General features: G+C 64.6%; 20 protein-coding genes. 9 read left to right on the top strand and 11 right to left on the bottom strand.

The features are described 5' to 3' along the window. Positions 1-57 precede the first annotated feature (57 nt). On the top strand, positions 58-1,194 hold the full coding sequence (locus HV773_RS19250; RefSeq protein ID WP_175196376.1) for a porin: 1,137 nt from the start codon (positions 58-60) through the stop codon (positions 1,192-1,194). Positions 1,195-1,259: 65 nt separating this feature from the next. Continuing rightward, entirely contained in the window at positions 1,260-2,168 is a 909-nt protein-coding gene (locus HV773_RS19245; protein ID WP_175196375.1) for a LysR substrate-binding domain-containing protein, read from the top strand. Positions 2,169-2,184: 16 nt separating this feature from the next. On the opposite strand, the gene HV773_RS19240 is transcribed toward HV773_RS19245, so the two are convergent. Both HV773_RS19240 and HV773_RS19235 read right to left on the bottom strand, forming a co-directional pair. After that, positions 2,185-2,901 carry an EthD domain-containing protein gene (locus HV773_RS19240; protein WP_175196373.1) on the bottom strand — a complete coding sequence of 239 codons (717 nt, stop codon included), beginning with the start codon at positions 2,899-2,901 and terminating at the stop codon, positions 2,185-2,187. A gap of 62 nt (positions 2,902-2,963) precedes the next feature. Next, positions 2,964-3,449 carry a nuclear transport factor 2 family protein gene (locus HV773_RS19235; RefSeq protein WP_175196371.1) on the bottom strand — a complete coding sequence of 162 codons (486 nt, stop codon included), beginning with the start codon at positions 3,447-3,449 and terminating at the stop codon, positions 2,964-2,966. Positions 3,450-3,596: 147 nt separating this feature from the next. Here HV773_RS19235 and HV773_RS19230 point away from each other — a divergent pair, with 147 nt between their 5' ends. Next, entirely contained in the window at positions 3,597-4,109 is a 513-nt protein-coding gene (locus HV773_RS19230; RefSeq protein WP_175196369.1) for a nuclear transport factor 2 family protein, read from the top strand. A 21-nt stretch (positions 4,110-4,130) separates the two neighbouring features. Here the strand turns inward: HV773_RS19230 and HV773_RS19225 are convergent, their stop codons facing one another. The 3 genes from HV773_RS19225 to fae are packed head-to-tail and all read right to left on the bottom strand — an operon-like array spanning position 4,131 to position 7,151. Next, on the bottom strand, positions 4,131-5,585 hold the full coding sequence (locus tag HV773_RS19225) for an NAD-dependent succinate-semialdehyde dehydrogenase (protein ID WP_175196368.1): 1,455 nt from the start codon (positions 5,583-5,585) through the stop codon (positions 4,131-4,133). Further along, positions 5,582-6,601: an aldo/keto reductase gene (locus HV773_RS19220; RefSeq protein WP_175196366.1), complete on the bottom strand. Its 1,020-nt coding sequence runs from the start codon at positions 6,599-6,601 to the stop codon at positions 5,582-5,584. The genes HV773_RS19225 and HV773_RS19220 overlap by 4 nt, the downstream gene beginning before the upstream one ends. A 28-nt stretch (positions 6,602-6,629) precedes the next feature. Beyond that, positions 6,630-7,151, bottom strand: coding sequence for a formaldehyde-activating enzyme (gene fae, locus HV773_RS19215; protein ID WP_175196364.1), 522 nt, complete (start codon positions 7,149-7,151; stop codon positions 6,630-6,632). Positions 7,152-7,461: 310 nt separating this feature from the next. Between fae and HV773_RS19210 the strand changes: the two genes are divergently transcribed. From HV773_RS19210 to HV773_RS19190, 5 genes are all read left to right on the top strand, one after another. Beyond that, positions 7,462-8,499 (top strand): ABC transporter substrate-binding protein, encoded by a 1,038-nt coding sequence (locus HV773_RS19210; RefSeq protein ID WP_175196362.1) that lies wholly within the window; start codon positions 7,462-7,464, stop codon positions 8,497-8,499. A 79-nt stretch (positions 8,500-8,578) separates the two neighbouring features. Beyond that, positions 8,579-9,556 (top strand): ABC transporter permease, encoded by a 978-nt coding sequence (locus tag HV773_RS19205; RefSeq protein WP_175196360.1) that lies wholly within the window; start codon positions 8,579-8,581, stop codon positions 9,554-9,556. Positions 9,557-9,659: 103 nt separating this feature from the next. Next, positions 9,660-10,487: a quaternary amine ABC transporter ATP-binding protein gene (locus tag HV773_RS19200; protein WP_175196359.1), complete on the top strand. Its 828-nt coding sequence runs from the start codon at positions 9,660-9,662 to the stop codon at positions 10,485-10,487. Positions 10,488-10,493: 6 nt separating this feature from the next. Beyond that, a complete protein-coding gene (locus HV773_RS19195) occupies positions 10,494-11,663 on the top strand; it encodes an MFS transporter (RefSeq protein ID WP_175196357.1) in 1,170 nt (389 codons plus the stop codon). A gap of 113 nt (positions 11,664-11,776) precedes the next feature. Next, on the top strand, positions 11,777-12,685 hold the full coding sequence (locus HV773_RS19190; protein ID WP_217481924.1) for a LysR substrate-binding domain-containing protein: 909 nt from the start codon (positions 11,777-11,779) through the stop codon (positions 12,683-12,685). Here the strand turns inward: HV773_RS19190 and HV773_RS19185 are convergent. The 4 genes from HV773_RS19185 to aldA all read right to left on the bottom strand — a co-directional run bounded on the left by HV773_RS19185 (position 12,658) and on the right by aldA (position 18,466). Continuing rightward, positions 12,658-14,346, bottom strand: a complete 1,689-nt coding sequence (locus tag HV773_RS19185) for a GMC family oxidoreductase (protein WP_175196353.1) — start codon at positions 14,344-14,346, stop codon at positions 12,658-12,660. The two genes, HV773_RS19190 and HV773_RS19185, sit on opposite strands and share 28 nt — an antisense overlap. A gap of 17 nt (positions 14,347-14,363) precedes the next feature. Then, complete coding sequence (locus HV773_RS19180; RefSeq protein WP_175196352.1) at positions 14,364-15,581, bottom strand: mandelate racemase/muconate lactonizing enzyme family protein; 1,218 nt, start codon at positions 15,579-15,581, stop codon at positions 14,364-14,366. Between the two features lie 13 nt (positions 15,582-15,594). Further along, a complete protein-coding gene (locus HV773_RS19175; protein ID WP_175196350.1) occupies positions 15,595-16,929 on the bottom strand; it encodes an MFS transporter in 1,335 nt (444 codons plus the stop codon). Positions 16,930-17,044: 115 nt separating this feature from the next. Then, a complete protein-coding gene (gene aldA, locus HV773_RS19170) occupies positions 17,045-18,466 on the bottom strand; it encodes an aldehyde dehydrogenase (protein ID WP_175196348.1) in 1,422 nt (473 codons plus the stop codon). A gap of 220 nt (positions 18,467-18,686) precedes the next feature. On the opposite strand from aldA, the gene HV773_RS19165 reads away from it, so the two are divergent. Beyond that, positions 18,687-20,651, top strand: a complete 1,965-nt coding sequence (locus HV773_RS19165; protein ID WP_175196346.1) for a PhoX family protein — start codon at positions 18,687-18,689, stop codon at positions 20,649-20,651. A 56-nt stretch (positions 20,652-20,707) separates the two neighbouring features. On the opposite strand, the gene HV773_RS19160 is transcribed toward HV773_RS19165, so the two are convergent. Both HV773_RS19160 and HV773_RS19155 read right to left on the bottom strand, forming a co-directional pair. Then, positions 20,708-21,718, bottom strand: a complete 1,011-nt coding sequence (locus HV773_RS19160; protein ID WP_175196344.1) for a sulfate ABC transporter substrate-binding protein — start codon at positions 21,716-21,718, stop codon at positions 20,708-20,710. Between the two features lie 292 nt (positions 21,719-22,010). Beyond that, positions 22,011-22,128, bottom strand: a 118-nt coding sequence (locus HV773_RS19155) for a hypothetical protein (RefSeq protein ID WP_175196342.1), incomplete at its 5' end; no start/stop codon positions are given.

The raw sequence follows: 22,128 nt of genomic DNA, 5'->3' as shown, positions 1-22,128 counted from the left end.
CATAACAGAAACCACCAGAACCCACCAGAAACAACCCAACCAGAACGGAGACTCCGGGTGAAGAAAAAAATCATCGCGGCGCTGCCGCTCGCGCTCGCCGCAGCGGGCGCCCATGCGCAAAGCAGCGTGACGCTGTACGGCATCGTCGACCTCGGCATCGACTACGCCAATAACGTGGTCAATGGCGCGAACGGCAATATCGTGCCGGGCAGCGGCGGCCACGTGTTCCAGATGCAAAGCGGCGTGCCGGCGGGCAGCCGCTGGGGCCTGCGCGGCAGCGAAGACCTGGGCGGCGGCCTCGCGGCGATCTTCCGCGTCGAAAGCGGCTTCAACGCGGCCACGGGAGCCGCGGGCGGCGGCCTCGCCTTCTCGCGCAATGCCTATGTGGGCCTGAAATCGCAACAATACGGCCAGCTCACGCTCGGCAAGCAGTGGGACGCCACCGTCGACCTGATCGAGCCGTATTCGCTCAACGGCAACTACGGCGGCTGGTATTTCGCACACCCGAACGATATGGACAACATGGACAACGGGTTCCCGGTCAACAACGCGGTGAAGTACATCAGCCCCGTGTTCGCGGGATTCCAGTTCGAAGGCCACTATTCGTTCGGCGGCCAGGCCGGCCAGTTCTCGACCAACTCGTCGTATAGCGCGGCGGCGGCGTACACGGCCGGATCGTTCAGCGCCGGCGTGGGCTACCTGCGCGTGAACAATCCGATCACGGCGGTGGCCGGCTACGGTAGCGGCGGCGGCTACGTGAACGCCATTTACGGCGATGCGCTCGCCAACGCGCGCTATCAGGGCATTCTCTCGGCGGGCGCGTCGTATGCGCTCGGCAGCCTGAAGCTGATGGCCCAGTACACCAACGTGGACTTCTCCTCGGGTAACGGCAGTCACGACCTGCACTTCCAGAACTACGAGTTCTCCGGCACCTACGCGGTCACGCCGGCCTTCACGGTGGGCGTGGGCTATACCTTCACGGACGGCCTCGACCACGCAACCGACCAGTCGCCGAAGTATCACCAGTTCAACCTGATCACGCAGTACGCGCTTTCCAAACGCACCTCGGTCTACGCGATGGGTTCGTACCAGCATGCGGCAGGGTCGGCGGAGAATGCGCAGATCACGGGCTTCAACCCGGCCAGCACGCAGAACCAGGTCGTGAGCCGCGTGGGCATCACGCACGTGTTCTAACTCACTGTCTCATTGGTCAGGCGCCGGCACCGTCCGGCGCTTTGTTCGCATCAAGAGGTTGCATCATGCGCCGACTTCCTTCTCTTTCGGCACTGCGTTCATTCGAAGAAGCGAGCCGAACCCTCAGCTTCACGAAAGCAGCGCAGAATCTGCACGTCACGCAAGGCGCGATCAGCCGGCAAATTCGTCTGCTCGAGGATTATCTCGGCACGCCGCTGTTCATGCGCCATCATCACCGGCTCGAGATCACCGCTGCCGGCAAACGTCTGCTGCCCACGCTGCAAGCCGCGTTCGACAGCATCGCGCATACCCTCGACACGATCCGCGCCGATCCGTCGAACCGCCTCCTCACGCTGAACGCCGCGCCCACGCTCGCCACGCGCTGGCTCACGCCGCGTCTGCGCGATTTTCAGGTACGCCATCCCGATCTGCGCATTTCCATCACGAACGAATACGGGCCGCTGCACGGCAGCGAGCGCAACGAGGATTGCCAGATCCGCTTCGGCATGGAGCCGCTGCCCGGCGGACAGAGCACGCGGCTCATGCGCGAGCGCCATGTGCTCGTGGCGTCGGCGCGCGAGTTCGACGGCCCGCCAGCGGACGAGGACGCGCTGCGCGCCATCCTCGCGCAGCATCCGTGGCTCTATATCCTCGATATCGATCGCCGTCTGCTCGTGTGGGAGGCGTGGCTCGAAGCCGCAAAGCTCGATGTGGAAATGGCGCCGCGCGGCGAGATGGAGTTCAGCACGTTAGACCAGGTCATTCATGCCGCCGTGGCCGGACTCGGCATTGCCGTCGCCGACCGGCACATGATCGAGCAGGAACTCGCGAACGGCACGCTCGTGCAGCTCAGCGAAATCGAAGTGGATGGACCCGCCGGCTATTGGCTCGACGTACGGCCCGAAGTGCAGGACACCCAGCGCGTGCGTAATTTCAGCGACTGGCTCATCGAGCATCACGCGGAACGCGGGTGACCTTCAACGCATCGATTCAACCGTTGACGCTCTTCACGATGTACTGGCTGGTTGGAATCACGTCGATCTTGTCGAAGTCAATGAAGCGCGCGCAGCTTTCCATCATGGTCTGGAGATTGCGCTGGAATTTTTCCTCGTCGCCCACGGCGTCGAAGAACGCATAGGGATCGCTCATCGCGGCGGCCGGAAAGCATTCCTCGACGATCGCATCGTATTGCGGCGCGGCGCGCGTAAGCGCGCGCACGACCACGTTCTGCACGTAGAGGAAGTTGTCCTGCGTGTCGATCGCCACGCGCGTATGGTGGTTGTGCCACACGTCGATCCACGCTTCGTGCGTGAGGCGCGGCGGCCGCGTGAGAAACGCGAGTTGCGCAAAACCGGCGGTACGCTCACCCGCTTTCGGCACGAAGCGCGTATTGCGGATCGGCTGCGATTCGGTGACCAGATAAGCAGCCAAATGCGGCGCGACAGCGCGCACGGCTTCGTCGAACGGCTGGCGCAGCATGGCCACCGAACTGTCGATCCAGATGGAAACCGTGCCTTCGATGCCCGGCTGCGTATTCTGCTGACGCAGGGCCGCTGCTGGCTCGACGTCGGCATCGGCGAGATTGACCTGCACGCCGTGCGCGCCGCGCGAGAGCAGCGTGTCGGCAAGCGTCGTGCGCACCGCGTGACGCCATGAGTCGGCGGGAACCTGGGAATCGCGCCACAGCACGTAAATGACTTTTTCCATCGAATCGTCTCCGGGTTGTAATGAGAGGGCGAGGCGCGTGCTCGCCGGAATCAGGCTGCGTCTTATGCCAGCGCGTGAGGCTGAAACCGGTTGGCCGTCAAACTGAACGAATCGGGAATCGGCGAGGTGACCGATTCGAAAATCCGCTCGTGGTGCGTGCGCGCGATCTGCCAGACGCCGTCGCGCCGGATGTACTCGTCGTCGTAGAGGGCCGTGCCATGCAGCACGATATTGCTTTCGAGGTCGATCGCGTGGTCTTCCAGATACCAGACGCCGCGTGCGCGATCGTCGTCGAGCAGTTCCAGTTCCGGGTGATGGCCATGGTGCATGGTGAGGAACGTCGGTTTGCCGATCAGCGCCTGCAAGCTGGTGACGAAGGCCTCGCGGCCGTCGTACGCATACTTGCCGCCATACAGGCGCGCCCGGCAATCCTCGCTCAGGCATTGCGCGAGCAGCGCCCAGTCGTGGCAGTCGACTGCCCGAAAGTAACGATATTTCAATTGCCGGATTTGCTCGAATGCCCAGAGTGTGCGAGTGGCGTCGTCCATCGGCAGGCGTCTCCTTGGTGTCATCGGATGGTAAGAACGGCCTCTGCCTCCGCGCATCGTCCGACTGGACGATGGGCTGGCGCGAGCGCAACGCTACCGTAGCGCTCAGGCATCCGCAGCGGTGCGGCGCCGAATCAAGGAGACGGAATGAGCCCGATCGAAGCCCTGGAGGCGCGCCTGCGCGCGCTCGAAGACGCCGATGCGATTCGCAGCCTGAAGGCGCGCTACTTCGCCTGCTGCGACATGAAGGACCCGCAAGGTATGCGCGAATGCTTTGCCGCCGGTCCGGTGCGCATCGACTACGGCGCGATCGGCGTGTTCGACAACCGTGACGGCCTGGTGGCCGTTTTCGAGCGGCTAGGCTGCCATCCGCATATCGTGGAGATGCATCACGGCGTCAATCCGCAAATCGAGGTGCTCGACAGCGCGCACGCGCGCGGCACCTGGGGGCTGCACTACCAGATGCTCGATACGCGCGAGCGCGCATTCACGCAGCTCGGCGCGTATTACGAAGACGAGTACCGCAAGATCGATGGCGAGTGGAAGATCGCCGCGACGCGTTGTGTCGTGACGTCCACGCTGGTCGGCAGCTATGCGGATGCGGCGCCCGGCGTACGTTTTGCCGGGCGGCAGCCGGGCGAAACGCACGCGGGGACGTGACGCCCGGCGTTCAACGCAGGCTCAACCCAGCCCGCCCATCATCATGTACTTCGTTTCGAGGTACTCATCGAGTCCGTACTTCGAACCCTCGCGGCCGAGCCCCGACTCCTTCACGCCGCCGAACGGCGCGACCTCGGTGGAGATGATGCCTTCGTTGATGCCGACCATGCCGCTTTCGAGCGCGCCCGCCACGCGCCACACGCGGCCAATGTCGCGCGCGTAGAAATACGCGGAAAGGCCGAAGTCGGTATCGTTGGCCGCGCGGATCGCCTCTTCCTCGGTCTCGAAGCGGAACACCGCCGCCACCGGGCCGAAGGTTTCCTCGTTCGCGAGCATCATGCCGCCGTGCGCGCCGGTGATGATGGTGGGTTCGTAGAACGTGCCGCCGAGCGCATGCCGAGCGCCGCCGCACACGATTGCGCCGCCCCTGGCTTGCGCGTCGCTCACGTGCGCCTCCACCTTGCGCAGCGCGGCGGCGTTGATGAGCGGCCCTTGCGTCGCCCCCGGCTCCATGCCGTTCGCCACGCGCAATTTGCGCACCGCCGCCGCGAGCTTTTCGACGAACGCATCATGCACGCCCGACTGCACGTAGAAGCGATTCACGCACACGCAGGTTTGCCCGGTGTTGCGGAACTTCGAGGCCATCGCCCCTTCCACGGCAGCATCGAGATCGGCGTCGTCGAACACGATGAACGGCGCGTTGCCGCCCAGTTCGAGCGAGACCTTCTTGACGCTGTCCGCGGCGGCGCGCATGAGCAGCTTGCCCACGCGGGTCGAACCCGTAAACGAGATCTTGCGCACGGCCTTCGAGGCCATCAGCGTGTCGCCGATCGCCGGCGCGTCGCCCGACACCACGTTGAACACACCGCGCGGAATGCCGGCCTGCACCGCCAGTTCCGCGAGTGCGAACGCGGAAAGCGGCGTCTCCTCGGAGGGCTTGAGCACCATCGTGCAGCCCGCCGCCAGCGCCGGGCCCGCCTTGCGCGTGACCATCGCGAGCGGAAAATTCCACGGCGTGATCGCGCCCACCACGCCCACCGGCTCCTTCGTCACGACGATGCGCGCGCCCTTCTTCGGCGCGGGAATCACGTCGCCATAGGCACGCCGCGCCTCTTCCGCGAACCACGTGAGAAAGCTCGCCGCATAGGCCACCTCGCCGAGCGCCTCCGTGTACGGCTTGCCCTGCTCCGCGGTCATGATGCGCGCGAGGTCCTCGCGCTGTTCGAGCATCAGTTCGCCCCAGCGGCGCACCTTCGCGCCGCGCTCCGCAGCGGTGGCGTCGCGCCATGCGGGAAACGCCTGGGCCGCCGCCGCCACCGCCTGCAGCGTCTCGCGCGCGCCGGCGCGCGAGACTTCCGCGAGCGCCGCGCCGCTGGCCGGATCGAATACCGTGTAGGTGGCGTCGCTCGCCACCCATTCACCGTCGATGAAACTCGACGTGCGCCACAGGCGCGTTTCAGTCAGGCCGCCAATCATGCTGCGATCTCCAGCCGGCGCGACGCACGCGGCGCGCGCGGAATGCGCGAGCTCACATAGTCGTTGATCACGTCGCACGGCGTGTAGTTGCGATCGAGTTCGTAAAGCTCGCTGGCGTCGAGCTGCGTATCGAGCGCCGCGAGCGCGCTCTCGAACTGCGCGACGGTATCGGCGCCCACCAGCATCGACGTCACGCCCGGGCGGCTCAACACCCACGTCTGCGCGATCTGCGCGCACGAAACGCCGCGCGCGTCGGCCACTTCGGCCACCGAGCGTGCGATCTCGCGCGACACCTCATCGTCGTACATCTGCACCGTGAAGAAGTCGGTCTGGTTACGCACCGATTTCGCATCGCCCGACAGCAGGCCGCGCGCGAGCGGGCTGAACACCGAGACGCCAATGCCCTGGTCCTGGCAGAACGGAATCATCTCGCGCTCTTCCTCGCGATACGCGCAGTTCAACTGCAACTGCATGTTGATCGGGCGCGCGAAGTTGTAGCGCTCGCAAGCCTGCAGGATCTTCGCGAACTGCCACGTGAACATGGTCGACACGCCGATATAACGCGCCTTGCCCGCGCGCACGATATCGTTGAGCGCGTCCATGGTTTCTTCGACCGGGGTATTCGTGTCGAAGTAGTGGAGCATGTAGATATCGACGTAATCGGTTTGCAGACGGCGCAGCGAGCCATCGATGCCGTCCATGATGTGCTTGCGCGAATGGCCCTGGTTATTGACACCGCTCCCGATCGGATAGCCCACCTTGGTCGTGAGCACGAGTTCGTCGCGCTTGGCGAGGCGGCGCACGATGTTCCCGACCACTTCCTCGCCCACGCCGGTCGAATAAAAATCGGCGAGATCGATGAAGTTCACGCCCGCTTCGAGCGCGCGGCGCACGATCGGCTCGCTCTGCGCTTCGTTGTAGATCCATGGCTTCCAGTCGGGCGTGCCCATGTTCATCGTGCCAAGGCACAGACGCGACACTTTGAGGCCCGAGCGGCCGAGTTGCACGTATTGCATCGTAGTCACCTGTAACGGTACGCGCGGCTCAGGCCGCTTTAGCCTTGGGCGTATAGAACGGATTGCTGATCTGGTCTTTGATCTTCGCGACGTCGTGCAGCGCGGGCAGCCCGTTCATGGCGGCGCGAATCGCGGTCTTGCAGGCCGCGTAGTTGTTCTCGTAGACGGCGTCGAGGTCGTCGCACGACCAGTTCACCCAGTTCGCCGTGACGATGCACCATTCGTTCTCGGCCTCGGGCGGCAGCGTGCTGTCTAGCATCGCCTCGGTCACGGCCTTCGCGATGGCCGCCTGCGAAGCGCCCCAAGTGGCGTTGCCGTGCAGGTCGCCACGAATGTCGGCCTTGTTCACGTAGAGCGTGGCGGGCTTGACCGGCACGTTGGGCTGCGCGACCACCATGAACGGCACATGGCCCTGCGAGGGCGAAGACAGGCTGTTCGTGAACGCCTGGCCCACCGGTCCGCTGCGCGGGCCGATCATGATGTTGATATGGGCGGCGTTGACGCCGGGTCCTGCAAAACCTTCGCCGATATAGACTTCCAGGGCTTTCATATCCGACTCCGTCTCCAAGGTTGGCAATGTGTTGTGCACCGTGTTGTGCACCGCAGCGCAGCGTGTTGCATCGGTGCGATCCGTGCGTCGAGACGAATTCCAGCACACGCCAAACACGCCCAAAAGCTATGAAATCTCATGGGGGCATGACGCGAATTCATTGCCATGAGATCAGGTAATGCTTCGATGACTTTTCGTTGCTTCGCAACCCCAAATGCTGTCGTTAGACTCTGTTCGCGTTGATTCAAAAAGCACGGCCCGCGCGATGGCGAAGAGGCCCATATATAGCTTCCGTAACGGAGGAGACGACATGAGACGTATCACGCGTACCGGCCTGCATTTCGCCGCCGCGCTCGCGCTAACCAGCGCCGCCACGAGCAGCTTCGCCGCGCCAGGCTGGTGCGAGTCCGGCAAGACCGTGAAGCTTGCGCAGATCACCTGGGAAAGCGGCGCGCTGATGACCGAAATGGTCCGCACCGTGCTCGAAAAGGGCTACGGCTGCAAAACCGAGGTCGTGCCGGGCGCCACGGCCGCCACCGAGACCGCGCTCTCCAAAAACGACCTCCAGGTGTGGGCCGAGCACTGGACCGGGCGCAGCCCGATCGTTGCGCGCGCACTCCAGGACGGCAGCGTGAAGCTCGTGGGCGAACTGATCCCGGGCGGCGACAAGGAAGGCTGGTACGTGCCCGACTACTTGATCAACGGCGACCCCAAGCGCGGCATCAAACCGCTCGCGCCGCAACTGCGCTCCGTCTCGCAACTAGCGCAATACAAGGACCTTTTCACCGACGACGAAGAGCCCGGCAAGGGCCGCTTCTATAACTGCCCCGCCGGCTGGGACTGCGAGCGCTTCAACAACCGCCTGCTCGCCGCCTACAAGCTCGGCGACGACTACACGAACTTCCGCCCCGGCACCGGCGGCGCGCTCGACGCGGCCATCGCCTCGGCCTACGAGCGCGGCAAGCCCATCCTGTTCTACTACTGGCAGCCGGCCGGCCTGATGGCGAAGTACAAGTTCGTGCAATTGCAGGGTGCGCCGTATTCGGACGTCTGCTGGAACACCATCACCGACCCGAAGGGCACGCCGTGCGCCTCGGCGTTCAAGGTCTCGCATCTGAAGATCGCCGTTTCGACGCCCTTCTACGACAGCGCACCCGGCGCCGTGGCATTCTTCGAAAAAGTGAGCCTGCCGCTCGCGCTCGACGAGCAGTTGGTCCAGCAGATGCATGACAAGAAACTCGACGCCTCCGTCGTCGCGCGCACGTTCTTCGAGCAGCACCCCGAAATCTGGAAGCAATGGGTCACGCCGGACGTCGCGGCGCGCGTGCAAGCCGGCTTGCGCAGCTAAGCGCCCTGCCCGAAGCCGTGCCGCGATTCATGCAGCACGGCAGCCCGCATCACCTGTCACACGCAGAATGAGGCTCACCATGGGATCTCCGTTTCTTCACCTCTCCATCGCCGATTGGGTCAACGACCAGGTCACCACGTTCGTGCAGCAGCACGGCGACGCGTTTCACAACTTCAGCGTCCTGATGCTGCGCTACGTGCTCGTGCCGCTCGAAGGCCTGCTGCGCGCGACGCCGCCGTGGGTCATCCTCGCCGCCGTGGGCCTGCTCGCGTGGCACGCGTCGCGCCGCGTCGGCGTGGCGGTCCTGTTCGTTGCGCTGCTCTGGCTGATCGGCTGCTTCGGGCTGTGGGACAAGCTCATGCAGACCTTCGCGCTGATGGTGGTCGCCACGCTCATTTCGGTCGTGCTGGGCGTGCCCATCGGCATTCTCGCGGCGTCGAGCAGCAAGCTTCGCCGCGTGCTGCTGCCGGTGCTCGACGTGATGCAAACCCTGCCGAGCTTCGTCTACCTGATTCCGGTGCTGATGCTGTTCGGCCTCGGCAAGGTGCCCGCGATTCTCGCCACCGTCGTCTACGCACTGCCGCCGCTGATCCGCCTGACCGACCTTGGCATCCGCCACGTGGACGCCGAGATCGTCGAAGCCGCGCGCGCATTCGGCACCACGCGCATGCAACTGCTGTTCGGCGTGCAATTGCCGCTCGCGCGCCCGAGCATCATGGCCGGCATCAACCAGACCACGATGATGGCGCTCTCGATGGTGGTGATCGCCTCCATGATCGGCTCGCGCGGCCTGGGTGAAGATGTGCTCGCGGGCATTCAGACGCTCGACGTCGGCAAGGGCACGCAGGCCGGCATCGCCATCGTGATCCTCGCGATCGTGATCGACCGCATCAGTCAGGGCTACGGCCAGGGACGCCGCACGCGCGGCCTCGCGCGCAAGTCGAAGCAGCCCTCGCGGATTCCGTTTCGCCGCGGCCGCGATCAGGAAAATCGCGACGCGAACGAGGCTGGATCCGGCGACCTGCGCGGCGACATGAGCAGCCAGCCGGCCAAGTGACCGGCGCACAAGCCACCCAACGAACGCGAACGCATTAGCGCTGGCATCATGAAGCAATCACGCAGAAGCCGGCGCACTCCGAATACGCAATGAGGTAACGACCATGAGCGGCATCGAAGTCAAGAACGTGTACAAGATCTTCGGCACGCGCGAAGCGGGCCAGCGTGCGCTGGAAATGCTGCGCGGCGGCGCGAGCAAGGCCGAGGTGCTCGAGAAAACGCGCTGCAACGTCGGCCTGAACGACGTGAGCCTGTCGATCGGCTCGGGCCAGATCTTCGTGATCATGGGGCTCTCGGGTTCGGGCAAGTCCACGCTCGTGCGCCACTTCAACCGGCTGATCGAGCCCACCGTGGGCGAGATCCTGATCGACGGCAACGACGTGCTCAAGCTCTCCGATGGCGGCCTGCGCCACCTGCGCCGCTACGGCGTGAGCATGGTGTTCCAGAGCTTCGGCCTGCTGCCGCACCAGACCGTGCTCAACAACGCCGCCTATGCGCTCGTCACGCGCGGCGAAAAGAAAGCCGACGCCCTTGCGAGCGCGCGCGAATGGCTCGGCAAGGTGGGGCTGGCCGGTTACGCCGACCACTACCCCGACGAGCTTTCGGGCGGCATGCGCCAGCGCGTTGGGCTCGCCCGCGCGCTGGCCGCGAACACCGACGTGATCCTGATGGACGAGGCGTTCTCCGCACTCGATCCGCTGATCCGCACGGAGATGCAGGACCAGTTGCTCGAACTGCAGAAGACGCTCAAGAAGACCATCGTGTTCATCACGCACGATCTCGACGAGGCGCTGCGCATCGGCAACCAGATCGCGATTTTGCGCGACGGCCGTCTGATCCAGTGCGGCACGCCCGACGACATCCTGCACCGCCCCGCCCACGACTACGTGCGCCGCTTCGTGGAGCGCCGTTCTGGCGCAGTGACGCACTAATCGCGGATGCGGGCGCTCCTTGGCCTGCTGAGCGGCTACACGGTTCTCGTTTGCGGCAATAGCCTGCTCACCACGCTGATCTCACTGCGCATGCTGGCCGCGCAGCATACGGCGCTGGACGTCGGCCTCGTACAGTCGTGCTACTACGTGGGTTTCATCGTGGGTGGGCTCGGCCTCGGCCCGCTCGTGACGCGCATCGGGCCGCAGCGCACCTTCATCGGTTTCGGCGCGCTCGCCGCACTCGCGGCACTCGGTTATCTATCGTTCGATTCGCCCAATATCTGGGCCGCGCTGCGGCTCCTGACGGGCTTCAGCATGATGGGCGTGTTCACGTCGATCGAAAGCGGCGTCAACGGCGCGGTGCCCAACGCGCAGCGCGGGCGCGCCTTCGCGCTCTATCTCGTGCTCACCTATCTCGGCGTGAGCATCGGCCAGTTTCTGCTCGGCGTGGGCGCGCCCGGCAGCAACCTCGAACATGGGCTCGTGAACGGCCTGTTCGTGGCCGCGCTGATTCCCGTCGCATTGATCGGCGACTGGCAGCAAACCGCGCCGCCGCCGGTCGCCGCGGTCCGGGCCGCGAACGCTTCGCCGCTCGGCACGCCCAAGCGCCCCACGCTGCTGCTCGACGGCCTGCGCGAACTGCATCGCGCGGCGCCGCGTAGCTTGCCCGCCTGCATCGGCGCGGGGCTGCTCTCCAGCGCGTTCTACGCGCTCACGCCGGTCTATCTCGCGCGCATCGGCTTTCCGGCGAGCGACATTTCGCATGCGATGGGCATCGTGCTGATTGGCGCGCTGCTCTCGCAGTGGCCAGTTGGACGGCTTTCCGATCGCCTCGGGCGGCGCACGACGCTGGGCGCGGTGTCGCTCGTCGCCGGGCTCGCGGCAGCGGCGCTGATCGTCGTGCGCGCGCCGTTGCTGGTGAACGTGCTGCTGTTTCTCTACGTCGCGCTTACCTTCACGCTCTACGGCGTGATCGTCTCCGACGTCAACGATCGCGTCGACCAGGCCCGCCGCGTGCAGACCAGCGCGACACTGCTGCTGGTGTTCTCGCTGGGCGGCGCGGCCGGGCCCACCATCGCCTCGGTCTTCATGCGGCTAATCGGCCCCGGCGGCCTCTACGTGTTCGCGCTGGCCGTCACGCTCGGGCTCGCGGCGCTCGCGCGTTCGCGGCAATGAACGACGGCCCGAGGGTATACCGAGACGCCTGGCGCGCCGGTATACTCCGTCGTTTTGGCGCCCCGTCGTTTCGAGACGACGTGACCCGCGAGGAGACGACCTTGAAGCGAAAAATGCCGGCGCTGAATGCTTTGAAAGCATTCGAGGCGGCAGGCACGAGCGGCAGCTTCACTCGCGCCGCCGAGCAGTTGAACGTGACGCAAAGCGCCGTGAGCCGCCAGGTGCGCCAGCTCGAGGAGCAGCTTGGCGAAACCCTGCTCGAGCGCCATCACCACCGGCTCGAACTCACCGACGCGGGCCGAGCTCTCCTGCGCACGCTGCAACAATCGTTCGACCGCATTGAACTGACCGTGCGCACGATCCAGCAAAAGAGCGACCTGAACCGCCTGCGCGTAAACGCGCCGCCCACCTTCGCGAGCCGCTGGCTCGTGCCGCGCCTCACGCGCCTGCACGCGCGCCATCCCACGCTCGAACTGAGCCTCACGACGCACTTGCAGGACAGCCTTGCCGATTCCACCACGCTCGATTGTGCGATCCGCTTCGGCGACGGCGAATGGCCAGGACTCGAAAGCTCGCTACTGATGCACGAATCGCACATCGCCGTGTGCGCGCCGGCGCTGCTCGCGCAAGGCCCGCTCGATCTCACGCAGCAGACGCTGCTCCATGTGCTCGCCGGCGAGAACCAGCGCTATCTCACGTGGCGGCACTGGCTCGACGCCGCGCACATCGACGATGTCGACACCTCGGGCGGCTATGAATTCGATCTGCTCGATCATGCGATCGGCGCCGCTATCGCAGGGCTCGGCGTGACCATGGCCGACCGCCACATGATCGCGCGCGAACTCGCCGATGGACGGCTCGCGCCGGTGCGCGACATCCACGTGGATGGGCGCCAGTCGTACTGGTTCGTGGTGCGGCCTGTCGCGGCCCGGCCTGGCGAGGCCCGGCCCGAACCGCAGGCGTCCAGGCCGCTACAGCTTTTTCGCGAGTGGCTTCAGGAGGAAATCGCCGCCGCGCGCTGAACGTTGGCCGCCAGGCCGCGTGCGGCAATCTCCTGATCCGCGTCTTCGATAATCATCTGCGCGCCTTTTTCCGCGACCATCATGGTGGGCGCGTTCGTGTTGCCCGAGGTGATGTTCGGGAAGATCGACGCATCCACCACGCGCAAACCTTCGATGCCGTGCACGCGCAGGCGTGCGTCGACCACCGCCGTGCGCGGGTCCGGGCCCATCGCACAGGTGCCGCACAAGTGATAGATCGAGCCGCTCTGCTCGCGGAAGAACTTGAGCATGCTGGCGTCGTCGCTCACCTCGCCGGCGGGCGTCACCTCTTCCACCGTGACTTCCTGGAGCGCGCGCGCCGTCATCAGCTTGCGCACGAGGCGGCTGCCCGCGATTGCCTCGTCGCGATCCTTCTGCGTCGACAGATAGTTACCGCGAATCTTCGGTGCATCCGCAACGTTCTCCGAGGCAATCTCGACCGAACCGCGGCTCGTGGGCCGGCACGGATTGAAGCAGACGAGAAAGCCCGAGTACGGTTCCGGCGTGAGCTGGGCGCGATTCGACTTGGGAATCCGATACGACAGCGGATTGAAATACACCTGCATGTTCGGATGCGCTTCGTCCAGATTAGTGCGGAAAAAGCCACCCGACTGGTTCACGCTCATCGAGAACGGCCCGGTGCGCCTGATCAGATATTGCAGGCCGAACTTGAGCTTGCTGGCCCAACTGCTGAACGTGTCGTTGAGCGTCTTCACGCGCGAGCGATAGTAGAAGCTCACGCACAGATGGTCCTGCAAGTTCTGCCCCACGGCCGGCAACTCGTGCATCACCTCGATGCCGTGCTGCGCGAGCAGCGCGCGCGGGCCCACTCCCGAAAGCTGCAGGAGCTTCGGCGAATCGACCGCGCCCGCCGAAACGATCACTTCACGGTTCGCATGGAACGTGCGCTTCACGCCCTGCTGGACGATCTCCACGCCGCTCGCGCGCCGCTTGCCTGTGCTTGCATCGACGTCGAACAGCACGCGCGACGCCTGTGCATGATGCTCGATCTTGAGATTCGGCCGCTGCCCCGCGCGATGCAGATACGCGAAGCTGCTCGACGCACGCTGCCCGTTGCGCGTGTTGACATCGTAGATGCCCACCCCTTCGAGCCGCGCACCGTTAAAGTCGTCGTTGCGTTCGTAGCCGAGCTGCTCGCAGCCTTTGATAAAGCTCTGGCAGATCGGGTGCGCGCCATCCTTCATCGGCGTGATGCGCACCGGGCCGTTCGCGCCGTGCCAGGTCGTATCGCCCAGCGGATGCGATTCGAGCTTGCGGAAGTACGGCAGCACGTCCTGATACGACCAGCCCGGATTGCCCGCAGCCGCCCAGTCGTCGTAATCGCGCTGCGCGCCGCGCACGTAGATCATCGCGTTGATCGAGCCCGAGCCGCCCTGCACCTTGCCGCGCGGCGCGTAGATCTGGCGTCCGGCAAGCTGCGGTTCCGGCTCGCTGTAATACATCCAGTTGTGCTTATTGTCGTAATACAGCTTGGCGAAGCCGATCGGGATCTTGAACCAGAACGAATTGTCCGAGCCGCCTGCTTCGAGCAGCAGCACCGAATGACGTCCCGAAGCCGAAAGCCGTTCGGCGAGAATGCAGCCCGCCGATCCCGCGCCGACAATAATGTAGTCATAGTTCATTGGCTTGCCCCCACCGGTCAGCCGCGCGCGGGCGCAGTGTCGCGCACGTCGGCGGGCCGGTCCGCCATCTGCAGATGCAGACGCTTGCCCGTGTACGGCGAATGCGCGCGCACGACGTCCATGTCGAGTTCGACGCCCAAACCCGGCGCCTTCGACGGAATGATGTAGCCGTCTTCCCACTGAATCGGCTGCTTGAGAATCTGCGCGTGGAAACCATCCCACGTGCCGATGCTTTCCTGAATCAGAAAGTTCGGCGTGCAAGCTGCAAGCTGGATGCTCGCCGCCGCGCCAATCGGACCGTTGTACAGGTGCGGCGCGATCTGCGCGTAATAGACCTCTGCGAGCGCCGCCACTTTCTTCGCTTCGAGCAAGCCGCCCACGCGCGCGACGTTGAGCTGGATGATCGATGCGGCACCCGCTTCCAGCAGCTTGTGGAACTCGTACTTGGTCGTCAGGCGTTCGCCGGCCGAGATCGGGATGCTCGTGTGCTTCGCCACTTCGGCCATGGCATCGGGCTGGCCCGGCGGCACCGGCTCTTCGAACCACAGCGGATCGTATTTTTCCAGCCGCTTCGCGAGCCGGATGGCCGACGAAGGCACCATCTGCCCATGCGTGCCGAACAGCAGATCGGCCTTGTTGCCGACCGCTTCGCGCACCTTGCGGCAGAACGTTTCGCAGCGATCGAGCACTTCGAGCGAAAGCTGATGCCCCGAGTACGCCGTGTACGGTCCCGCCGGATCGAACTTGACCGCGGTGAAACCGCGCTTCACGTTCTCGAGCGCGCATTCGGCGGCGAGATCGGGGTCGTCGTAATCGTATTCGCCCTTGGCGTTCTTCGGATAAAGATAGGTGTACGAACGCAAGCGCTCGTTCACCATGCCGCCCAGCAACTCGTACACCGGCTTGTTCGCCGCCTTGCCGATGATGTCCCAGCACGCCATTTCGAGGCCGCTCACGATGCCCATCATCGTGAGGTCCGGGCGCTGCGTGAAGCCGCTCGAATACGCCTCGCGGAACAAGCGCTCGACGTGGTGCGGATCGTGATCGAGCAGATAGCGCGTGAAGGCATCTTCGATCGCGGGCACCATCACGTCCGGATGGAACGTGGCGGCGTAGATTTCACCTACGCCCTCGATGCCGCAATCGGTCTGCAGCGTGACGAAGATCCAGTACATGCCGCCGAGGTGCGGGGGAGGCACCGCGACGACATGCGTTTGCATGGCGACGACTTTCATGGTTCGGGCAGATTCAGACAGTGTGGGAATGGGACATGCGCTTGAGCACCAGCGCGGCAATGCCGCCAAGCGCGCCAATGGCCGCCACATAGGCGAAATAGAACTGGTAGCCGAGCAGCCCCGCGTAGTGCTCCGTGAAATAGCCGTTCACGAGCGGCAGGAAAATATCGGACGAGTAGCCGACCAGCGAGACAAGACCGATCGCGAGGCCCGTGATGCGCATGGGCACCGCGCAGTAGTCGAGCAGCGTCCAGTAGAGGCCGCGAATCGCGTAAGTCATGAGGCCGATGAATAGCACCACCGCGCCCAGCAGCGCGACGTTGTGCATCGCAGGCAGCAGGATCAGGCCCACCAGCCCCGCGACGGCGAGGAACATCGCCCAGATCAGCACGCGCAGGTTCGAGAAACGGTCGCCGAGAAAGCCGCCGCCTATGCCGCCGATCGGCCGCATCCAGAGTTTCGCCGTGGTCACCATGCCGGCGGCCACCACGCTCATGTGCAGATCGCCCTGCTGGAGATACGCGGAGAAGCTGTAAGTGGCCCAGAAGATCTGATAGCCGCAGAACACGACGGCCGCCATGAGCCAGAGTTGCGGAATCGAGGCCAGCGTCCTGAGATCGCGCCAGAGCGAAGCGTCCGCATCGGCCGCTTGCTTGCCGGCTTCGTCCTTGGCAGACGCCGGATCCTTGAAAAGCGTCATCACCGCGCCCAGCGCGATACACGTGAACGAGTACATATAGATCACGTGGCGCAGGCCGGCCGCCTCGCCGCGCCCCGATCCGGTAGCGGCGGCGAACAGCGCGAGCGCCGCGGTCGCAAGCAGCGCCTCGACCAGCCCGCGCCCGCCGTCGAGCAGCCCGAAGAAGCGGCCCTGCTCGGTCGGCGAAGCGATCATGCGCACGCGCTTGAGCACCGACGCCCAGAACGTGAGCCCCGTCGTGAGGCCCCAGCAGCAGAAGATCACGAGCAGCGCGTTGAACGCAGGCGCGGTCGAATACCATAGGCCCAGCGCGCCCGTGCCGATCAGCGAGAAGCAGATCAACAAGCGCGGCGCCACGCGGTCGGCAAGCCAGCCGCTCGGCAAATAGGAAAGAAAGAAGACGATGCCGAGCATCGAATAGAGGTAGCCCAGTTGCGCATTGTCGATGTGCAGGACATCGAGCATCGTGGTCTGATAAACCTGACGCAGATACAGCAGCGGATAAATGCCGCCGGCCGCGAGCACGAGCAGCAGTAACTGGACATAGCGCTGCGACGCACCCGAGGCCGCGACGGCTGGGATATCGGTGTGCGGCGAGTTCGCCGCCGCTTCGGGTTTGGTGATGGACTTCTGCACGATGGTCTCCATTTGCAGACTCGCCTGCGTGGGCGCGCGGCCCACGGTGGACGGTCTGCTTCTTATTGGGCGGGCGCTCGTTGCAATAAGCGCCCCATGGCGTTCAATCAGGAAAACGAATCATCAATCAGAACGGCATGACGACGAGGCGCGTCTGCGTGAATTCGAGCATGCCGTGCTTGCCGTCGTCGCCGCCGAGGCCCGAGCGCTTCCAGCCGGCGTGAAAGCCCTGGTACGGGTCGGCGGGCGTGCGGTTCACGTAAAGCTCGCCCGCCTCGATCTCGTTCGCCACGCGCATTGCCGAGCGATAGCGTTCCGTATAAAGCACCGAGGAGAGGCCGAACTGGTGATCGTTGGCCATGCGCAGCGCGTCGTCTAGCGTCTCGTAACCGATCACCGGCAACACCGGTCCGAAGATCTCTTCCTGCACGATCTCCATGTCCTGGCGGCAGTGGCTCAGCAGCGTGGGCGGATAGAAGTGGCCCGCGCCTTCCGGCAGATAGCCGCCCGTCTCGATCACAGCGCCTTCGGCAACGGCGCGCTCGACCATCGCATGAACCGTGGCACGCGCCTGTGCATTGACGAGCGGCCCCATGCACGCCGCGTCGCGCGCACGGTCGCCGAACTTCACGGCGCTCATCTTCTCGCGCAACAGCGCAACGAAGCGCGCATGCACGGACTCCTGCACATAGACGCGCTCGATGGCCGTGCACAACTGGCCGCAATGCGTGGTCTTGGAGCGCACGATGGCCGTGGCGGCGGCTTCGAGATCGGCATCGGCCTCGATGATGGCCGGCGTCTTGCCGCCCAGTTCGAGCGACGGCTTCGCGATGTTTTCCTTGCAGTAGTCGAGCACCTTGCGGCCCGCCGCGACGCTGCCCGTGAGCGTGATCATGCCGACGCCCGGATGCGTGCACAGCGCGGCGGCGGTGTCGTGGTCCATCGCCAGCACGTTGAAGATGCCCGGCGGCAGACCCGCGTCCTGAGCCGCGCGCGCCACCTCGAACGCCGAGCACGGCGTGTTGTTGCTCGGCCGCGCAACCACGGTGTTGCCCGTGATGAGCGCCGGCGCAATCTTGCGCAGCAACGTGTAGATCGGGAAATTGAACGGGATCAGGCACGCGGCCACGCCAATCGGCTCGCGCATCAGGATCAGGTTTTCGTTGGCTCTGTCGCTCGGGATCACCTCGCCCTCGATGCGGCGCGCCCATTGCGCGTGATAGCGCAGGATCTCGGCGGCGTAGTGGGCTTCGGCGGTGGCGTCGGCGACGCTCTTGCCGGATTCGGCGGCGAGCACCGCGCCAATCACCGGGGAGCGCGCGTCGATGGCATCGGCAAACCGCGTCAGGATCGCGCCGCGCTCGGCGGCCGGCAAACGGCGCCAGGCGCGCTGCGCCTCTTTGGCGGCTTCGACCGCGCGGGCCGCGTCGGCGACGCTCGCGGCGCTCACATGGCCGATCAGCTCGGCGTTCGCGGGATTGTAGACGGCGATGCGCTGCGCGTCCGCTTCAAAAAACTGACCGTTAATGAAGTTGTAGTCTGATCGCATGATGGGATGCCGATTCGTCGCCACGTCTGGGAATTGCGGCAGTATCCCTGGGCCTCAAAAGCATCACAAACGATTAATTGTCGAGGGGAGCATGCGGAAAACGCATGGTTCGAAGAAGTCTGTCGAAGAACGGACGGGACGGCAGCCTGAATATTTTCATTTAACTTTCATATTCAAACATTAGCCTTACGGAATTCAAACAACCGCCCCTGAATTCCACATGTCCGCGTTGCCCAATACTGCTCGCCGCCAACTCCTGAAGATGCTCGCCGGCGCGCCCATGCTCCCGCTTTCCGGCGCTGCCCTGCCCGCCCTGCTGACCGCGTGCGGCGGCGGCAACGACAGCCCGGCGGCCACGCCAACCGCCGCCGCCACCTTCGCCGCCGCAACGTTTTCACCCATGGCCGCGCCCACGCTCGACAACGCAGCGGCAATGGCCACCACGACGGTCGGCTCGACGCTTTCGGTGACGTTCTCCGATGGCTCATCGAGTAATTTCAAACTCGCGTACAAGCCGTTCTTCGTAACGGGCGACCAGGTGCCGGACGGCCACGGCGGCACGATCCTCGCGGGCGGCTACTACGACATCGACAACCAGCCGATCATCGACCGCTCGGTCGCTGGCAAGGAGCGCCAGTTTTATTCGGACTGCCCGGACGGCAGCTCGCTGCTGACGCTGAAGAACGCCAGCGTTCCCGGCGTGAAAGGCAACGCCGTGTTCGCGGTCGTGCAATTCGAATACACGACGCGCGACCAGGCGAGCGCGTCGCAATACGGCCAGTTGCCCTCGCCCATCGCAGTGCTGACGCTCGACCAGGACCCGGCGACGGGCGCGCTCAAGCTCGTCAAGTACCACAACGTCGACACCTCGAAGGCGCACGCGCTCTGGATCACGTGCGGCGCGAGCCTCTCGCCGTGGAATACGCACCTCTCGAGCGAGGAATACGAACCGGACGCGACGAAGGCGGCAACCGACGCGCAATTCAAGGCGTTCAGCAAAAACACCTTCGGCGACGAGACAAAGGCGAACCCGTATCACTACGGCCACCTGCCCGAGATCACCGTCAACGCGGACGGCACGGGCACGGTGAAGAAGCACTATTGCCTCGGCCGCATCTCGCACGAACTGGTTCAGGTGATGCCGGACCAGCGCACGGTGATGATGGGTGACGACGCAACCAATGGCGGCTTATTCATGTTCATCGCCGACAAAGCCGCCGATCTCTCGGCGGGGACCTTGTACGTCGCGAAGTGGACGCAGACCTCGTCGGCAGGAGCCGGGTCCGCGACGCTCACGTGGATCCGCATCGGCCACGCGACGAGCGACGAGATCGAAACGCTTGCGAACACGCTGAAGGCAGCCGACATCATGGACGTCGCGGCCGCCGATCCCGCCGACCCGACCTTCACGAAGATCCACTTCGGCGGCAAGTTCAACTGGATCCGCGTGAAGCCGGGCATGGAGAAGGCCGCCGCGTTTCTGGAGACGCACCGCTATGCCGCGCTGCTTGGCGCCAGCATGGCATTCACGAAACTCGAAGGCACGACCATCAACGCGAAAGACAAGATCGTCTACAGCGCGATGTCACGGATCGAAACATCGATGGTCAAGGGCAATGCGGTCTCGCGCGACGTCGCGCTCGACAAGAAGATCGCCGCGGGCGCGGTCTATGCGCTGAACCTGAAGGGTGGCCAGCGCGACACGGCCGGCAGCGCCATCGACAGCGACTGGGTGCCGGTCGACATGAGCGCGCCGGAAGCACTGGTTGGCGAGGACCTTGCCGCTGCGGACGCGCTAGGCAATCTCGCGAACGCCGACAAGATCGCGAATCCGGATAATCTCAAGTTCTCCGAAAAATTGCGCACGCTGTTTATCGGTGAGGATTCGGGCATGCACGTGAACAACTTCCTGTGGGCCTACAACGTGGACACCAAATCGCTGGCGCGCGTGCTGTCCTGCCCCGCCGGCGCGGAGTCCACGGGCTTGCATGCGGTCGATGAGATCAACGGCTGGACCTACATCATGAGCAACTTCCAGCATGCGGGCGACTGGGAATCGTCGTTGCACGACAAGGTGGTGGCAACGCTCGATCCGATTGTGCGCGCGAATTACAAGGACCGGTTTGGGGCGAGTGTGGGGTATTTGACGGCTGAGCCCACGAGCATCGCGCTCACGAAGCGATGAGTTGAACGGCGCTTCGCCATCACGCGAAGCGCCTTTTTTCATCACCGAATCCCGCGTTAGTTCCGGTCGACGACGATCTGATCGAACGTGCCGCCATCGGCGAAATGCGCGGCCTGCGCCTTCTGCCAGTTGCCGAATACCTGCTCGACCGTGAAGGTCTTGATCGGCTTGAACTCGCTGGCGTGCTTCGCGAGCACGCTCGCATCGCGCGGACGCAGATGATGCCGGGCGATAATCTCCTGCGCAGCAGGCGTGTACAGATAGTCGAGATACGCCTGCGCCACCTTGCGCGTGTCGCGCTTGTCCACGACCTTGTCGACGATCGACACCGGCGGCTCCGCCAGCAAGCTCACAGACGGATACACGGCTTCGAAGTCCTTCGCACCGACTCCCGAATCGATCAGCGCGACCTCGTTTTCGAAGGTCACGAGCACGTCGCCGATGCCGCGCTGCGTGAACGTTGTGGTGGCCCCGCGGCCGCCCGAGTCGAGCACCGGCACGTTCTTCAGGAGCGCACGCTCGAAGTCGAGCGCCTGCGCGTCGCTCGCGCCCTGCTGCTTGCGATAACCCCACGCCGCGAGGTAAGCGTAGCGCCCATTGCCGGAGGTCTTCGGATTGGCGATCACGACCTGCACTCCGGGCTTCGCGAGATCGTCCCAGTCCTTGATGTGTTTCGGATTGCCCTTGCGCACGAGGAACACCATCGTCGTCGTGTACGGTGCGCTTGCGTCGGGCAAGCGCGCGCGCCAGTCCGCAGGCACGAGATGGCCCTGCTGCGCGAGCAGGTCGATGTCGTTGGGCTGGTTCATCGTCACGACGTCGGCCTGCAAGCCTTGCAGCACCGATAGCGCCTGTGCGCTCGACGCGCCGTGCGACTGCTTGATCGACACGGTTTCGCCGGTTTTTTTCTGGTAATCCGCGATGAAACCCGCGTTGATGTCCTTGTACAGTTCGCGCGTCACGTCGTATGAGACGTTGAGCAGCGAGGTGTCGGCATGCGCTGCCGCACTCAATGCGATGATGCCCGCGCCGAGCCAGTGTGCCGTGCGTCCGAAGCGTGTTGTCATTAGGGTCCCCGTGTGTCGTTGAATGGCATGGCGGCCTGCCTGTACGAAATCGTAAGCAGGACGAAAGCACAATTCTAGCGAGCCGGGGCACAAACCTTATACCGATGCGAGCTTTGCTTTTCTGGATTCGAGGTAAGGTAGCCGGATTGAACTGGCCTCTCACGGCTGAACTTCGGGGACGATGTGCTTGCTCGCCACTGCAACGAAAAAAGCGCCGCACGGCCATTCAAGCCGCACGGCGCTTTTCTCAGGTACCGCACGCACCGCCCCGCCAGCGGTACGTGCAAACAGCTTACTTGCCCAGCATCGGCAGCTTGAGCCCGGCTTCACGCGCCGTCTGCTGCGCAAGCTCGTAGCCCGCATCCGCATGACGCATCACGCCCGTCGCCGGATCGTTCAGCAGCACACGG

Source organism: Paraburkholderia caffeinitolerans (genome assembly GCF_902859945.1).
Lineage (GTDB): Bacteria > Pseudomonadota > Gammaproteobacteria > Burkholderiales > Burkholderiaceae > Paraburkholderia > Paraburkholderia caffeinitolerans.
This window is presented reverse-complemented; position numbering and strand designations above follow the sequence as displayed.

Coding starts and splice junctions, on each gene's coding strand:
- HV773_RS19165 (WP_175196346.1), top strand. CDS start 18,687: ATGTCCGCGTTGCCCAATACTGCTCGCCGCCAACTCCTGAAGATGCTC.
- HV773_RS19205 (WP_175196360.1), top strand. CDS start 8,579: ATGGGATCTCCGTTTCTTCACCTCTCCATCGCCGATTGGGTCAACGAC.
- HV773_RS19240 (WP_175196373.1), bottom strand. CDS start 2,901: ATGGAAAAAGTCATTTACGTGCTGTGGCGCGATTCCCAGGTTCCCGCC.
- HV773_RS19175 (WP_175196350.1), bottom strand. CDS start 16,929: ATGGAGACCATCGTGCAGAAGTCCATCACCAAACCCGAAGCGGCGGCG.
- HV773_RS19195 (WP_175196357.1), top strand. CDS start 10,494: ATGCGGGCGCTCCTTGGCCTGCTGAGCGGCTACACGGTTCTCGTTTGC.
- HV773_RS19225 (WP_175196368.1), bottom strand. CDS start 5,585: ATGATTGGCGGCCTGACTGAAACGCGCCTGTGGCGCACGTCGAGTTTC.
- fae (WP_175196364.1), bottom strand. CDS start 7,151: ATGAAAGCCCTGGAAGTCTATATCGGCGAAGGTTTTGCAGGACCCGGC.
- HV773_RS19180 (WP_175196352.1), bottom strand. CDS start 15,581: ATGAAAGTCGTCGCCATGCAAACGCATGTCGTCGCGGTGCCTCCCCCG.
- HV773_RS19235 (WP_175196371.1), bottom strand. CDS start 3,449: ATGGACGACGCCACTCGCACACTCTGGGCATTCGAGCAAATCCGGCAA.
- HV773_RS19185 (WP_175196353.1), bottom strand. CDS start 14,346: ATGAACTATGACTACATTATTGTCGGCGCGGGATCGGCGGGCTGCATT.
- HV773_RS19160 (WP_175196344.1), bottom strand. CDS start 21,718: ATGACAACACGCTTCGGACGCACGGCACACTGGCTCGGCGCGGGCATC.
- HV773_RS19190 (WP_217481924.1), top strand. CDS start 11,777: ATGCCGGCGCTGAATGCTTTGAAAGCATTCGAGGCGGCAGGCACGAGC.
- HV773_RS19230 (WP_175196369.1), top strand. CDS start 3,597: ATGAGCCCGATCGAAGCCCTGGAGGCGCGCCTGCGCGCGCTCGAAGAC.
- HV773_RS19245 (WP_175196375.1), top strand. CDS start 1,260: ATGCGCCGACTTCCTTCTCTTTCGGCACTGCGTTCATTCGAAGAAGCG.
- aldA (WP_175196348.1), bottom strand. CDS start 18,466: ATGCGATCAGACTACAACTTCATTAACGGTCAGTTTTTTGAAGCGGAC.
- HV773_RS19200 (WP_175196359.1), top strand. CDS start 9,660: ATGAGCGGCATCGAAGTCAAGAACGTGTACAAGATCTTCGGCACGCGC.
- HV773_RS19220 (WP_175196366.1), bottom strand. CDS start 6,601: ATGCAATACGTGCAACTCGGCCGCTCGGGCCTCAAAGTGTCGCGTCTG.
- HV773_RS19210 (WP_175196362.1), top strand. CDS start 7,462: ATGAGACGTATCACGCGTACCGGCCTGCATTTCGCCGCCGCGCTCGCG.